The organism is Luteitalea sp. TBR-22 (genome assembly GCF_016865485.1).
Taxonomy (GTDB): domain Bacteria; phylum Acidobacteriota; class Vicinamibacteria; order Vicinamibacterales; family Vicinamibacteraceae; genus Luteitalea.
In genome coordinates this window covers 2,888,794-2,902,596 of the sequence record NZ_AP024452.1, presented here as the reverse complement: position 1 = coordinate 2,902,596, position 13,803 = coordinate 2,888,794, and the positions used below count along the sequence as shown (strand labels likewise).

At 70.6% G+C, this 13,803-nt stretch carries 13 protein-coding genes; 5 read left to right on the top strand and 8 right to left on the bottom strand.

All coding sequences use genetic code 11. From position 1 onward, the window contains the following. Positions 1-34: 34 nt before the first annotated feature. The 3 genes from TBR22_RS11890 to TBR22_RS11880 form a co-directional block, all read right to left on the bottom strand. Entirely contained in the window at positions 35-679 is a 645-nt protein-coding gene (locus tag TBR22_RS11890; protein ID WP_239493204.1) for a YdcF family protein, read from the bottom strand. After that, a complete protein-coding gene (locus tag TBR22_RS11885; protein ID WP_239493203.1) occupies positions 676-2,496 on the bottom strand; it encodes a TIGR03790 family protein in 1,821 nt (606 codons plus the stop codon). The genes TBR22_RS11890 and TBR22_RS11885 overlap by 4 nt, the downstream gene beginning before the upstream one ends. A gap of 64 nt (positions 2,497-2,560) precedes the next feature. Next, positions 2,561-2,779: a hypothetical protein gene (locus TBR22_RS11880; protein ID WP_239493202.1), complete on the bottom strand. Its 219-nt coding sequence runs from the start codon at positions 2,777-2,779 to the stop codon at positions 2,561-2,563. Positions 2,780-2,989: 210 nt separating this feature from the next. Here TBR22_RS11880 and rfbA point away from each other — a divergent pair, with 210 nt between their 5' ends. From rfbA to TBR22_RS11865, 3 genes are all read left to right on the top strand, one after another. Continuing rightward, positions 2,990-3,862: a glucose-1-phosphate thymidylyltransferase RfbA gene (gene rfbA / locus TBR22_RS11875; RefSeq protein ID WP_239493488.1), complete on the top strand. Its 873-nt coding sequence runs from the start codon at positions 2,990-2,992 to the stop codon at positions 3,860-3,862. A gap of 1 nt (position 3,863) precedes the next feature. After that, positions 3,864-4,397, top strand: coding sequence for a dTDP-4-dehydrorhamnose 3,5-epimerase (gene rfbC, locus TBR22_RS11870; protein WP_239493201.1), 534 nt, complete (start codon positions 3,864-3,866; stop codon positions 4,395-4,397). A gap of 91 nt (positions 4,398-4,488) precedes the next feature. Then, entirely contained in the window at positions 4,489-5,334 is an 846-nt protein-coding gene (locus TBR22_RS11865; protein WP_239493200.1) for an XrtA system polysaccharide deacetylase, read from the top strand. 22 nt (positions 5,335-5,356) lie between these two features. Here TBR22_RS11865 and wecB read toward each other — a convergent pair whose 3' ends face one another. After that, complete coding sequence (gene wecB, locus TBR22_RS11860) at positions 5,357-6,448, bottom strand: non-hydrolyzing UDP-N-acetylglucosamine 2-epimerase (RefSeq protein WP_239493199.1); 1,092 nt, start codon at positions 6,446-6,448, stop codon at positions 5,357-5,359. A gap of 217 nt (positions 6,449-6,665) precedes the next feature. Between wecB and TBR22_RS11855 the strand changes: the two genes are divergently transcribed. Then, positions 6,666-7,982, top strand: coding sequence for a nucleotide sugar dehydrogenase (locus TBR22_RS11855; protein ID WP_239493198.1), 1,317 nt, complete (start codon positions 6,666-6,668; stop codon positions 7,980-7,982). A gap of 42 nt (positions 7,983-8,024) precedes the next feature. On the opposite strand, the gene fahA is transcribed toward TBR22_RS11855, so the two are convergent. The 4 genes from fahA to TBR22_RS11835 form a co-directional block, all read right to left on the bottom strand. Further along, complete coding sequence (gene fahA / locus TBR22_RS11850; protein ID WP_239493197.1) at positions 8,025-9,320, bottom strand: fumarylacetoacetase; 1,296 nt, start codon at positions 9,318-9,320, stop codon at positions 8,025-8,027. Positions 9,321-9,399: 79 nt separating this feature from the next. Beyond that, entirely contained in the window at positions 9,400-10,332 is a 933-nt protein-coding gene (locus TBR22_RS11845) for a hypothetical protein (RefSeq protein WP_239493196.1), read from the bottom strand. Between the two features lie 10 nt (positions 10,333-10,342). Further along, the gene (gene hppD / locus TBR22_RS11840; RefSeq protein ID WP_239493195.1) at positions 10,343-11,431 is read right to left on the bottom strand and encodes a 4-hydroxyphenylpyruvate dioxygenase; all 1,089 of its coding nucleotides are present in this window, start codon (positions 11,429-11,431) and stop codon (positions 10,343-10,345) included. 75 nt (positions 11,432-11,506) lie between these two features. Further along, complete coding sequence (locus tag TBR22_RS11835) at positions 11,507-12,652, bottom strand: glycosyltransferase (protein WP_239493194.1); 1,146 nt, start codon at positions 12,650-12,652, stop codon at positions 11,507-11,509. A 93-nt stretch (positions 12,653-12,745) separates the two neighbouring features. On the opposite strand from TBR22_RS11835, the gene TBR22_RS11830 reads away from it, so the two are divergent. Beyond that, positions 12,746-13,792, top strand: a complete 1,047-nt coding sequence (locus TBR22_RS11830) for an HD domain-containing phosphohydrolase (protein ID WP_239493193.1) — start codon at positions 12,746-12,748, stop codon at positions 13,790-13,792. The last annotated feature ends 11 nt before the right edge of the window (positions 13,793-13,803 follow it).

Below are 13,803 nucleotides of genomic sequence, written 5' to 3'. Positions count from 1 at the left end.
CCTGCGACTCCTCCGGGCTGACCCTGTCAGCCCACTATAGCGTGGCTGCTGCACCACGATCGGCCGCCAGCCAGTGGCGAGGCGCGATGCCGTGCCGCCACGAGTTCTCGGCCAGCGCGGCCACCTCGTACACGACATATCGGCGGTCGTAGCGCCGACTCCACCAGGGCCACGCGAGGCCCGACGGCGTGGGACAGGGCTCGACGCCGACGCTGGCGAGCCATCCTGCCGCCGACACCAGCCCGATCACCCGCCGCGTATGGTAGGGCGAGGTAACGACCAGGATCCGCCGGACGCCCTCCGCTGCCGCGAGGCGCCGGGCCGCCGCCAGCTCGTCGAACGTGTTCCGCACGCGCGGCGCGATCAGGCGGACACGGGGCGGGTCCACGCCGAGGCGACCGAGGACGTCGATCCGGTGGGCGCAGTCCTCGCAGTTGTGCAGGGTGACGACGACGGGCTGAGTCAGCCAGATGCGTGCGGTGGGCCACTGGCGTGCCAGACGGGCGGCATGGGGCAACCGCTCGGACTCATGGCTGCCGAGCACGAGGATGACCTCGGGGGAGGCGACGGGACGGCTCCGCACCAGCCACGGCCCGAGGGGCAGGGTGCCCACCAACAGCACCGCGACGACGCCGGCCAGCCACGCCGTCCACCGGCGTGGCGAGTGGCGACCATTCACCGGCGCACGTCAGGCGGGACTGCCGGACCGAAGGCCGCCAGGAGCGGCGCCGCCTCCGGGCGTTGGCCGACCTGTGGGTCGATCTTTCCCGCCTCCAGCCACTGCTGTCGCCCGCGATCGCCCGTGTCCTGTTTCAGCTGCACCAGCGCGAGATGCAGGCGGGCGTCCACCAGGCGCGGCGCGCGTCGGACGGCCTCCTGCAGCACACGGCCGGCCTCGTCGAGTTCGCCGGTGTGATAGAGCACCCACCCCAGCGTGTCGGCCACCGACGGCTCTCCGCGGCTCTGCTCGTAGGCCCGACGGGCCAGGCGGAGCGCCTCTGCGCGACCGTCGGGCTCGGTGGCGAGCACGTACGCGAGGTTGTTCTGCATCACCGTGTCGTCGGGCCGCACCGCCAGGACGGACCGATAGGCCTCGATGGCTTCCGCCCGTTCGGTGACGGGATTCAACGTGAGGCCGAGCAGCTGGCGGGCCGCCAGGTCGTCGGGGTGCGCGGCAATCCAGCTGCGCAGCAGTTCGAGGGCGCGCGGACGCTGCTCCTGGCCGAGACGCGCGCCAACGGCGACCTGCAGGGCGGCGGCCTCGACGGAGGGCGGCCGTTCCTGGCGACGCGCCTGGTCGACGCGGCGATCGAACATGGGCCGGGTCAGGCCCGACATCTCCTCACGCTCGTAGTCGGCAGGCGCGGGCTCGCTGCCGAACGGCCGACACAGGGGATCGCCGAGCACGACCGTTCGCCAGCCGAGGTATCGCGTCGCGAGCCCGAAGGCCTCCCCGAGCGAGCGCCCCGACAGGTACGCCGGGAGGAAGACGTGCGGCCGGGTGACGCCATCGACGTAGGGATCGGCCACGGCGCCGGCCCAGCCGGTGATGCCGGCCCTGACCCAGTCGCCGGCCAACCAGTCGGAGGACCCCTCGTGCCGTGCGTCCGGCCCCGGCGTCCCGGGCCGCCAGGCCGCGGGCGGCTCCTTGAACGTGCGCACGTCGCTGCTCGACATGCTGGCCCCGACGGCCCCCGGCACGAAGGACACCAGCGGTGCGCGCATCCTGAGCGACGGGTCGGCCGTGCCCCATGCGAAGTAGCCCAGCGCCGGAGCGCCACCGCTGATCGCCTGCGCCGTCTGGTCGAGGTCGACGACCGGGGTGGGCTGGCGTTCCCGGAGACGCTGCGCCGCAACCGGCAGCCACTGGTGCTCGGGCCCGGAGCCTGGGGACCGTCCGTCAAGCACGATGCGCACCTGCGCCGGTGGAGGGCCACACCGGGTCGCAAGGGCTTGGGCGTCCTCGCGGGTGAAGCCGTCGAGGCGGCTCACCAGATAGATGTCGTGGAGCCGACGGTCGAAGGCCGGCCACTGACCATCCGCCGCCGGACGCTCGGTGAACAAGGGATTGGGCAGCGGGCCAGGCCCGACCGGGGCGCCGGTCAGACGCCGATAGAGCAGCGCGAGGTTGGAGTCGACGCTCCCGAGGGGCATGCGTCCCCCGGCCTCGGCGAGCACCTTCAGCGGCACGCCGCGAGTGAGGACGATGTGGACGATGTCGTCGTGGGCGGCCCGGGTGTTCAGCCAGGCGGCGATGGGGCCCTCGATGCGCGCCAGGTACTCGGCGCGGGTGATCGATTCGGCAGCCGGGAGGTCGACCGCCACCACATGGTCGGCAGGGATGTCGCGCGCGGCGCGGTAGGCATCGGCCACCGCCGCCCCGTCGGCCACCTGTCGATTGACCACCACCAGCACGTCGCGGCGGGCCGCAACGGCCGTGCCGGGCGCCAGGGACAGGCCCACGAGCGCCAGGCCACACAGAATACGCAGGGACATGAGCCTCCAGGGCTGGCCTGCCCGGCCCGCCTCCGCCTACGATAGCGCAGCCAGGCGGTGAGCCTCAGCCGCTGGTTTGCACACCACCGAGGCCGTCCGAGGCGGCCTCGGCCGGCTCGAGCTCGGTTCTGGTGTGCTGGTAGACTGTGTTGCTGGCAGTCTTGATGCGGATGGTGTAGGCGATGGGCATCAAACCGAGCATCGGCTTCAGCGCCTCCAGCAGCGCCGGAGCGAGGCGGTCCTCATCGTCGGGGGTGAGCGAGGAAATGAAGTGGATGTCCATGCGTCTGTCGCCGCGGATATGCGACTAGCAAGGCTCGTACCGTAACGGTGGCAGACCTGCCCCGGTCCACATTCACTGGCATTTTTGTGCGCCTCTCGATGCCCAACGGCAGCTGTGTCTCGCCCAGAAACAACTAAAGTCAACATGGCAACCACCTTCCGCTCGGAAGCGTCGGATGACGGTGTCCGGCACGTGGCTCCGGCGGCCGGCTTGTCCGGGATCATCCTGGCGGGCGGGTCCGGCACGCGGCTGTATCCCGTGACCCGAGGCGTGTGCAAGCAGTTGGTGCCCGTCTACAACAAGCCGATGATCTACTACCCGCTGGCCACCCTGATGCTGGCGGGCATCCGCGACATCCTGATCATCACGACGCCCGAGGACGCCGACAGCTTCAAGCGGCTGCTCGGCGATGGCGCCGACCTGGGCCTGACCCTGTCCTACGCCGTGCAGCCGAGTCCCGATGGGCTCGCACAGGCCTTCGTCATCGGGCGCGACTTCGTGGGCGCGCGTCGGGTGGCGCTCGCGCTCGGCGACAACATCTTCTACGGGCACGGCCTGCCGGAGGTGCTGCAGGCCGCGGCGGCTCGCGCCGAAGGCGCCACGGTCTTCGGCTACGAGGTGCGCGACCCCGAGCGGTATGGCGTCGTGGAGTTCGGCCCGGACGGACGGGCGCTGAGCCTGGAGGAGAAGCCGGCCGCGCCGCGCTCGACCTGGGCGGTGACGGGGCTGTACTTCTACGACAATGCCGTCCTCGACATCGCGGCAGGCCTCGAGCCGTCGCCGCGGGGCGAGCTGGAGATCACCGACGTCAATCGCGTCTACCTGCAGCGCGGCAGCCTCCACGTCGAACGGTTCGGGCGGGGTTACGCCTGGCTCGACACGGGCACCCACGAATCGTTGCTGCAGGCCTCCCTCTTCGTGCAGACCATCGAGGAACGGCAAGGCCTGATGCTCGCATGCGTGGAGGAAATCGCCTGGCGCATGGGATACATCGACGCGGCCCAGGTCGAACGCATTGCGACGCCGATGCGGAAGAACTCCTACGGCCAGTACCTGCTGCGCCTCGTGGCCCAGGGGCGCTGACGTGCGCGTGCTGAAGACGGCGCTGCCAGGGGTCGTCATCATCGAGCCCCGGGTCTTCCGCGACGAGCGCGGCTTCTTCCTCGAGACCTACCACGCGACGCGGTACGCCGAGGCCGGCCTCGACGTCGCGTTCGTGCAGGATAACCACTCGCGTTCACGCAAGGGCACCCTGCGCGGCCTGCACTTCCAGCGCACCCGGCCGCAGGGCAAGCTGGTGCGGGTGGTCGAGGGCGAGATCTACGACGTGGCCGCCGACATCGACCCGTCGTCGCCGACCTACGGCCAGTGGGTCGGCGTCGCGCTGTCGGCCGACAACTTCCACCAGATCTACGTGCCGCCCGGCTATGCGCACGGCTTCTGCGTGGTCAGCGAGGTCGCGCAGGTCGAGTACAAGTGCACGGAGTTCTACGACCCGGCCGACGAGGGCGGGGTCATGTGGAACGACCCGGTGCTGGGCGTCAGCTGGCCGGTGGAGACGCCGGTGCTGTCGGAGCGCGACACGCGGCATCCGCCGCTCGCCCCCCCACGCTCCTGAGCCGACCGCGGGCATTTCGTTTGCCTGGCCGGATCCCTTCCGACGACAATTGCCCGCAGCCGTGGCCGACCGCCCTCTTCCGCTGAATGCGATGTCCATCGACGTGGAGGAGTACTTCCACGCCAGTGCCCTCGAGGCCGTCGCCCCGCGTCACCAGTGGGAGACGCTGCCGTCGCGCGTGGTGCCGACCACGCAGATGCTGCTCGAGTTGTTCGCGTCCCGACGCGTCAGGGCGACGTTCTTCGTGCTCGGCTGGGTGGCCGACCGGTATCCCGCCCTGGTGAGGGAAATTGCCGCGGCCGGTCACGAGATCGCCTCACACGGCTACTGGCACGAGATCGTCTACACCCTGACGCCCGACGCCTTCCGCGAGGACGTGCGACGCAGCAAGCAGTTGCTCGAGGACCTGGCCGGAACGGCCGTGCGCGGCTATCGCGCGCCGAGTTTCAGCATCACCAGGCGATCGCTGTGGGCCCTCGACGTGCTGCTCGAGGAAGGCTATGCCTACGACGCGAGCGTCTTCCCCGTCCATCACGATCGCTACGGCATCCCCGACGCGCCGCGGCACTCGTACACCGTCTCGAGGCCGGCCGGCACGCTGCAGGAAGTGCCTCCGTCCACCGTGCATGTCGCGGGACAGAACCTCGCGGTCGCCGGCGGCGGCTACTTCCGCCTCCTGCCCTACGGCTGGACGCGGGCTGGCATCAGTCGCCTGAACCGGCGCGAGGGCCGGTCGGCCATCTTCTACCTGCACCCCTGGGAGATCGACACCGAGCAGCCCCGGCTGCCGGTCGGCATGGCGACGCGACTGCGCCATTACGGCAACCTCGGGCGCACGATGGGCCGCCTCACTCGCCTCATCGACGAGTTCCGGTTCGCCCCGGTGGTCGACGTGGTCGCCGCGATGGGCCCCTTGCCCGCGCACACTCTGGACTGACCGGCAGCGCCCGGCGCCGGGCCTAGGACGACGCGCGGCTCAACACGGCGACGATGCGCTCGGCGGCCTTGCCGTCCCAGTACTCCGGCACGCGCGCGCCACGCCGCCCCTTCAACGCCTCCTCCACCGCGTCGGGCACCGACGCCGCATCGGTCCCCAGCAGCACGTTGGTGCCCTCGGTGACGGTGATGGGCCGCTCGGTGGAGTCGCGGAACGTGAGGCACGGCACGCCGAGCGCCGTCGTCTCCTCCTGGATGCCGCCCGAATCGGTGAAGACCAGCGCCGCGTTGTCCATGAGGCACAGGAAGTCGAGGTACCCCTGCGGCTCGACCACGCGCACCCCGGGCAGCGACGTGACGCGGTCCAGCAAGCCGAACTGCTGCAGCTTGCCCGACGTTCGGGGGTGGAACGGGATGATCGTCGGCAGCCGCGCCGCCACGGCTTCGACGGCACGCACGGTGTTGGCGGCCGCCTCGGGGGTGTCGACGTTGCTCGGCCGGTGCAGCGTGATGATCGCGTAGCCTTTCGGCGTACAGCCCAGGTCGGCGAGCACGGGACGGCGCGCAGCGGCCGCGCGATGCGTGACCAGGGTGTCGATCATCACGTTGCCCACGAAATGCACGCGCGCCGGGTCGATGCCCTCGGCCACGAGGTTGTCCAGGGCAGAGCGCTCGCTCGTGAACAGCCAGTCGGAGATCTGATCGGTGAGCACCCGGTTGATCTCCTCGGGCATCTGCCGGTCGCGGCTGCGCAGGCCGGCCTCCACGTGCGCCACGCCGACGCCGCGCTTGGCGGCCACCAGGGCGCAGGCAATCGTCGAGTTGACGTCGCCCACCACGAGCACGACGTCCGCGGGATGCTGGTCGAGGTCGGCGTCGAACAACTCCATCACCCGCGCGGTCTGCACGGCATGCGACCCGGAGCCCACGCCCAGATAGGCATCGGGTTGCGGCAGGCCCAGCTCGCGGAAGAAGAGCGTCGACATCCGTTCGTCGTAGTGCTGGCCGGTGTGCACCAGCCGGGGCTCGATCGCGTCGAGCGGACGCATGGCCGCGAGGATCGGGGCGACCTTCATGAAGTTGGGCCGGGCGCCCACGATGCATGTCACGCGCATTGGCAGGTCTGTCCTGGGCCGAGGCGGTAGGGGCCCGGCGCGGGACCACTGTAACCCAGCACGCCGCTGCGAGCGGGCCGCGCGGCGTCGGTCGCCCCCTCCTCGTCTCCGGCCGTTGGGCGCCGCCGAGCCTCCGCGGGCAGGCTGACCTCTGGTACCCTTTGGGGCGCGGTACGGCTCTCGCACCCCGAGTCGACCACGAGGCGCCAATCGTCCAATGAATCAGCAACTGCTTTCGCGCATCAGCGACCGGTCGGCGGTCGTCGGCATCATCGGCCAGGGCTACGTCGGGCTGCCCCTCGCGCTCGTGTTCGAGGAAGCGGGCTTCACGGTCCGCGGCTTCGATCTCGACCCCAAGAAGGTCGACGCCCTCAACCGCGGCGAGTCCTACATCCGCCACATCGGCGGCGACCGCGTGAAGGCCTCCATCGCGCGCGGGCGGTTCGTCGCCACGACCGACTTCGACCAGCTGCGCGAGTGCGACGCCATCCTCATCTGCGTGCCGACGCCGCTCGGCACGCACCGGGAACCGGACCTCTCCTACATCCACAACACCGCCAAGGCGATCGCCCCGCGGCTGCGCAAGGGACAGCTGGTGGTCCTCGAGTCCACCACCTATCCCGGCACGACCGACGAGGAAGTGCTGCCGATCCTCGAGACGACGGGCCTGCGCTGCCCCGACGACTTCCTGCTGGCGTTCTCGCCGGAGCGCGAGGACCCGGGCAACGCCCACTTCAACACCAAGACGATCCCCAAGGTCGTCGGCGGCGTGAACGACGCGTCGACCGAGGCCGCCGTGGCCCTCTATGCCGCCGGTGTGGACAAGGTGGTCCCGGTGTCGTCGGCGCGCGTCGCCGAGTCGTCCAAGCTGCTCGAGAACGTCTTCCGGTCGATCAACATCGCGCTGGTCAACGAGCTGAAGATCACCTTCGACCGCATGGGCATCAACGTGTGGGAAGTGATCGAGGCAGCGAAGACCAAGCCGTTCGGCTTCACCCCGTTCTATCCGGGCCCCGGGCTCGGCGGCCACTGCATCCCGCTCGATCCCTTCTACCTGTCCTGGAAGGCATCCGAGTTCGGCATGTGGACGCGGTTCATCGAGCTGGCCGGCGAGGTGAACACCTCGATGCCGCGCTACGTGGTGGGCAAGGTCGCCGACGCGCTCAACGACGCGCAGAAGAGCGTCAAGGGCTCGCGCATCCTGGTGCTGGGCCTGAGCTACAAGGAGAACATCGACGACGACCGCGAGTCGCCGTCGTACGAGCTCATCGAGTACCTGCAGGACAAGGGCGCGCACGTCGACTACTGCGACCCGTACTTCCCGCACGCGCGCCACGGCCGGCGGCACTCGCTCAACCTGTCGTCGGTGCCGTGCGACAACGCCACGTTCCGGAACTACGACGCGCTGCTGGTGTCCACGGCGCACGCCCAGTTCAAGGACGCCTCGCTGTATGCCGGCGTGCCCCTGGTGATCGACACCCGCAACATCGTGAAGGCATCGCCCGCCGGCCCGGTGACGGTGGTCCGGGCCTAGAGGCTTCCCATCGGGGGCAGGGCCGGGTCTCCGGCCCGGCCCTCAGCCGGCCGTCGCGCGGACCTCACCCACGCAGGTCATCCCGGCAAGGCCGCGGAACTCGACGCGATCCCCGTCCTCGAGGAATCGTCGCGTCTCCCCCGACGACAACGCCAGCGGCTCGGTGCCGCGCCACGTGCGCTCGAACAGGCAGCCGCGTGCCCCCGGCCGCGGGCCCGACACCGTGCCGGTACCCAGCAGATCCCCGGGGCGGAGGTTGCAGCCGTTGCTGGTGTGGTGCGCCACCAGTTGCGCGGGCGTCCACATGAGGTCACGCAGGTTGCTCGCGCTTACATGCTCGGGCGGGTGCTCCAGGTCGCGCATGCGCGCCGTCTGCAGGGTCACCTCGAGGTCCAGGTCGATCGCACCACGCGCCTGATCCTCCTCGTCCCACAGGTACGGCAACACCGGCGGGTCGTCGGCCTCCCGGCTCGCCGCCGCGACGCGGCGCGGCGCCAGCGCTTCCAGCGGCACCACCCAGGCCGAGATCGACGTCGCGAAGCTCTTGGACAGGAACGGGCCGAGCGGCTGGTACTCCCAGGCCTGGATGTCGCGCGCCGACCAGTCGTTCAGCAGCACCAGGCCGAACACCCGCTCGCGCGCCCGGGCGATCGGCACGGGCTCGCCGAGCGCGTTCTCCCCGCCGATCACCAGCCCTGCCTCGAGCTCGTAGTCGAGGCGCTGCGACGGGCCGAACACGGGCGCCGAAGCGCCCTGCGGCAGCGACTGCCCCACCGGCCGGGTCACCGGGGTGCCACTGACGACGATCGAGGAGGCGCGACCGTGATACCCGATCGGGACGTGCACGTAGTTGGGGTGCAGCGGCTGGTCGGGACGCAGCATCGTGCCGACGTTGAAGGCGTGGTGGCGCGAGGCGTAGAAGTCCGTGTAGTCGCCGACCGCCACCGGCAGGTGCATCGACACCGCCGCCAGCGGCACGATGCATTCGCGCACCAGGTCCCGCGCCGCCCGCCACCCCCCGGCATCGTCGACCAGCAACGCGTACAGGCGGTGTCGGAGCGACGTCCACGACGCCGGAGGCAAGGCCAGCAGCGGGTTCAGCGTCGAGGCGCGCAGCGCCGGCCTGAGGGCGCCATCGAGGTCGTCCACCAGGCCCGCATGCAGCGCGGCGAACAGATCCAGCACGTGGCCGCCGATCGCGACGCCGAGGCGAGGCACGTCCTGCCCGGTCGTCGTGAACGCCCCATACGGCAGGATCTGCAGGGCGAAGGACTGTGCCGGCGGGGCCACCTCGTCGAGCCAGGTGCGCGCGAGCGGATCGTGCGTGTGGTCGATCACCGCGAGGCTCCGGCGGTCGACAGCCGGCAGTCGGCGGTCCGGCGCGACCTGCAACGGACGCGGCCCGGGGGCCGAGGATTCATTGCAGCAGCCCGATGCCTCGGGCCTCGGTGACGGGTTCCTCGAACGAGCAGGTACCGATGCTGCGCACCAGGGCGCGGCCCGCGACGGCGAACTGGTCGAGCGGTCCCTCGATCACCGCGCCGTGGTCCCCCCTCCACTCGACCACGGAGTGACCGAGCCAGGACGGGGCACTGGAGACGCCGAGCAGGTGCGACACGGTGGCGCACACCTCCGGGCTCTGCGCCGCCGCACGGCCGGCTCCTTCCGCGATGCCGGCAGCCAGGACCAGGTTGAGGAAGCCGATCATCGGCCCGTGCTCGCCGCCCGGCCAGGATGCGTGCATGCCGCTGACGGCGTGGTGCAGGCCGGCGGTCGCCTTCGACACGACGCCACGGGCGACGCAGCCGCACAGGAACTCGGCGACCAGGTCGGCGCTCGGCACGCTGCCGATCGTCGTCCCGCCGGTGCGGACCTTGGCGTGCAGGCCAGCGTGCGCCACGGCATCGAGCAGGCGCTCGGTGTCGCCGCCGAGCGGCACCTCGCAGTACACCTCGAACCCGCGGCTCGCCCAGGCGCGCGCCGCCCGCACGTCCTCCACGCTGGTGACCTTCACTTCGAACGTGTCGACGATCGCGGCGCCGGCCAGGGCGTCGGCGTGGCGGCCGTTGAAGGCGCTCACGTGGGCCACGTCCGCCTGGGGGTCGGGTCCCCCCAGCGCGCTGAAGCGCCAGGAAACGGAGGCGTCGCCCGTCGGCAGGTACCGGAGGGCCGCCGCGCTCACCGCCTCGAGTTGCGAGGCGGGGACCACGAACCGGCCCAGCATCCAGCCGTCGCGCGACGCACGGTAGCGCGCGTAGCTGGCCAGGGCCTCTTCGAGGGGCTGACCGGCGGGCGGGAAGAGCCCCGCGTAGTCGAACAGCCCGGCGAGCAACGCGTGGGAGCGAGGCACCGGCGTGATTCTACAGGTTTCCACGCACGGCCTGTTCGCGCTCGATCGCCTCGAACAGCGCGCGGAAATTGCCCTTCCCGAACCCACGGCTGCCCTTGCGCTGGATGATCTCGTAGAACACCGTCGGGCGGTCCTCCACCGGCCGCGAGAACAACTGCAGGAGATAGCCTTCCTCGTCGCGGTCGACCAGGATCCCCAGCGAGCGGATCATGGCCAGTTCCTCGTCGATGGCGCCGACCCGCGCGGGCAGCAGGTCGTAATAGGAATCGGGCACGCTCAGGAACTCGACGCCGTTGGCACGCAGCGCCGACACGGTGCGGGCGATGTCCTGCGTGAGGAGCGCCACGTGCTGCACGCCAGGACCGCCGTAGAAGTCGAGGTATTCGTCGATCTGGCTCTTGCGCCGGCCCGGCGCCGGCTCGTTGAGCGGGAACTTGATCGCGTGCGAGTCGTCGCTCATCACGATGCTCATGAGCGCGCTGTACTCGGTGGAGATGTCCTTGTCGTCGAAGGAGATGAACCGCTCGAAGCCGAGCACATCGGAATACCAGCGCGCCCAGTGCTCCATCCGGCCGAGTTCGACGTTGCCGACCATGTGATCGATGCGCAGGATGCCGACGTCCTCGCCGGCGACGGGCCGCGACGCGTATCCGGGCAGGAACGGGCCGCTGTAATCGCGCAGCCCATAGAACGAATGGATGGTGTCGCCGTAGGTCCGGATGGCGGCATGCCGCACGCGGCCGTGCTCGTCGCTGAGCGTGCGGGGCTCGACCGCGGGCTCGGCCCCGCGACGGACCGCCTCGTGAAACGCCGCATCGGCGTCGTCGACGTGGAAGGCGATGTCCACGATGCCATCGCCATGGGCGTGGAGGTGCTCGGCCTCCGGCGAGTTGGCGCGATAGGGCGTGACGAGGACGAGGCGCGCCCGGCCCTGCTCGAGGGCATAGCAGGCGAGGTCGCGGTTGCCGGTCTCGAGGCCTGCGTAGGCCAACTGCGAGAACCCGAAGGCTTTCCGGTAGTAGAAGGCGGCTTGCTTGGCGTTGCCGACCACGTACTTGACGTGGTGGATGCTCCTGAGGCGCAGGGGGTTGCTGGGCACGTGAGGCCTCTCGCTACTCAAAAGTTGAGTTAATCAAGTCATAAGCATAATACCCTGACATACGAGGACAACCGGTCACCGAAGGCGCGCCGCGCGGATACGGTCCAGGGGGTACCGCCGCCCGCGCCACTCGATGCCGCCGGTCCCCAGGGCCATCCACGCTGCGCGCACCAGGATCCAGCAGAAGAGCAGCGTGGCCAGTGGATACATCACCACTTCCCCGCCCCGCCCCCCGTGCATGCGCGTGTGCGTCACGAACAACGTCACGGCCGCAGTGGCGACCGCGAGGTTCAGCCACCAGGTCGGGCCTGACGCGGTGAGGAGGGCCACGAAGGGCCAGACGTTGATGACCAGCAGCGCGACGACCGAGCCGGCGACGAGCGACACCCGGTAGTCGAGCCCCGCGAAGGCGTTCTTCATCAACCCGGCGACCAGCTCGCGCACGCTGGCGTACCACTCCACCGACACCAGGGCCCCCGAGAGCGCCAGGGCTTGCCGATGGCCATCCCCCTTGATCGCCCGACCGAGTTGCAGGTCGTCGTCGGGCGCCATCCTGACGCGGGCGTGCGTGCCGATCGCCTCGTACGTGCGTCGCCGCACGAGGTTGAATGCGCCGATGCCGATGGACTCGCGCGCGCCCGGCGTCGAGGCCCGCCAGGGCCGCATGAACAGCGTGAAATACAGGCCGAACGTCGCCACCATGCAGCGGAGCGCGAACGAGCGCGCCACGATGCGCGGGGCGACCGCCAGGTGATCGAGCCCGTCGGCCTCGAGGATGGCGACGGCACGCCGCACCGCGTCGGGTGCCATCACCACGTCGGCGTCGGTGAACAGGAGCAGCTCGCCCTCCGTCAGGCCGGCGCCGACCGACAGCGCGTGGTTCTTCCCCATCCACCCGTCGGGCAGGTCGGTGACGGTGGTCACACGGAGGGTCGGATGACGGCGGGCCAGTTCCTCGAGAATCTGCGGGGTGGCGTCGGTGGATCGGTCGTCGACGACGAGGATCTCGAGGGCTGGATAGTCCAGGGCGAGCACCGATTGCAGGGCCTCGGCGAGGTGACGTGCCTCGTTGCGCGCCGGAATCACCACCGAGAGGGACGGCCATCGGCCGGGGGGCGGCGCCGGCGGTCCGTCGAGGCGCCGCAGCCTGCGCATGCCGACGCCCACGTCGACCAGGGCGCCGAGGAACAACAGGAGGGTGACCGCGGCCAGCCAGGACATGCCCATCGGACGCGCCGACGCGCGGCGCAGTCTCGCCGGAGGCGGTGGGGCCGGCGCGGGCCGGCCCGGGAGTGGCCGCTATAATTCCGGGCAGTGCCGACGCTCACCGAGCCGATCACGCGCGCCCGCATCCTGATCGTCGACGACCAGGCGCCGAACATCCGCCTGCTCGAGCGCCTGCTGACGTCCGCGGGCTACCACCGGCTGTACTCGACGACGGCGCCCGAGCAGGTGGCGGCCCTGGTGCAGCAGGTCAGCCCCGACCTGATCCTGCTCGACCTGCACATGCCGGGCCTGGACGGCTTCGGGGTGATGCAGTTGCTGCAGGACCGCCTGAACGCCGAGCGATACCTCCCGATTCTGGTCGTCACCGCCGACCTGAGCGTCGAGGTGCGGCAGCGGGCCCTCGGGGCGGGTGCACGCGACTTCCTCAACAAGCCGTTCGACGCCGTCGAGGCCCTGCTCCGGATCCGCAACCTGCTGACCACCCGCTTCCTGTACCTGCAGTTGGACAAGCACAATCGCGGGCTCGAAGCGACGGTGCAGGAACGCACCCGGAAGCTCGAGATCGCCCGCGTCGAGATCCTCGAGCGTCTCGCGTTGGCCGCCGAGTTCCGCGACGACAACACGGGCGAGCACACGCGGCGCGTCGGTCGGGTGTCGGGCGCCATCGCGCGCGAACTCGGGCTGGCCGGCGACACGGTCCTGACCATCGAACGCGCAGCGCCGCTGCACGACGTGGGCAAGATCGGCATCCGCGACGCGATCCTCCTGAAGCCCGGGCCACTGACGCCCGCGGAGTTCGAGGAGATGAAGCGTCACACGGTGATCGGAGCCGACATCCTGTCGGGCAGCCAGGGCGCCCTGCTGCGGACCGCCGAGGACATCGCCCTCACGCACCACGAGCGCTGGGACGGCGCCGGCTACCCGTCTGGCCTTGCCGGGGCCGACATCCCGCTGGCCGGCCGCATCACCCACGTCGCCGACGTCTTCGACGCGATGACGCACCCGCGCGGCGCGCCGGCGCACGACCGATGCGACGAGGCCATCGGGCACATCAGGGACGAGGCCGGCTTCGCCTTCGACCCCGACGTGGTCGCCGCCTTCGCGGCCGTCGCCCGGCGCGACCGGCTGTTCTGATGGGACTGAAG

Excerpts from the sequence above, each read along its gene's own strand:
- TBR22_RS11885 (WP_239493203.1), bottom strand. The coding sequence starts at position 2,496 with ATGTCCCTGCGTATTCTGTGTGGCCTGGCGCTCGTGGGCCTGTCCCTG.
- TBR22_RS11880 (WP_239493202.1), bottom strand. The coding sequence starts at position 2,779 with ATGGACATCCACTTCATTTCCTCGCTCACCCCCGACGATGAGGACCGC.
- TBR22_RS11865 (WP_239493200.1), top strand. The coding sequence starts at position 4,489 with ATGTCCATCGACGTGGAGGAGTACTTCCACGCCAGTGCCCTCGAGGCC.
- wecB (WP_239493199.1), bottom strand. The coding sequence starts at position 6,448 with ATGCGCGTGACATGCATCGTGGGCGCCCGGCCCAACTTCATGAAGGTC.
- TBR22_RS11855 (WP_239493198.1), top strand. The coding sequence starts at position 6,666 with ATGAATCAGCAACTGCTTTCGCGCATCAGCGACCGGTCGGCGGTCGTC.
- TBR22_RS11835 (WP_239493194.1), bottom strand. The coding sequence starts at position 12,652 with ATGTCCTGGCTGGCCGCGGTCACCCTCCTGTTGTTCCTCGGCGCCCTG.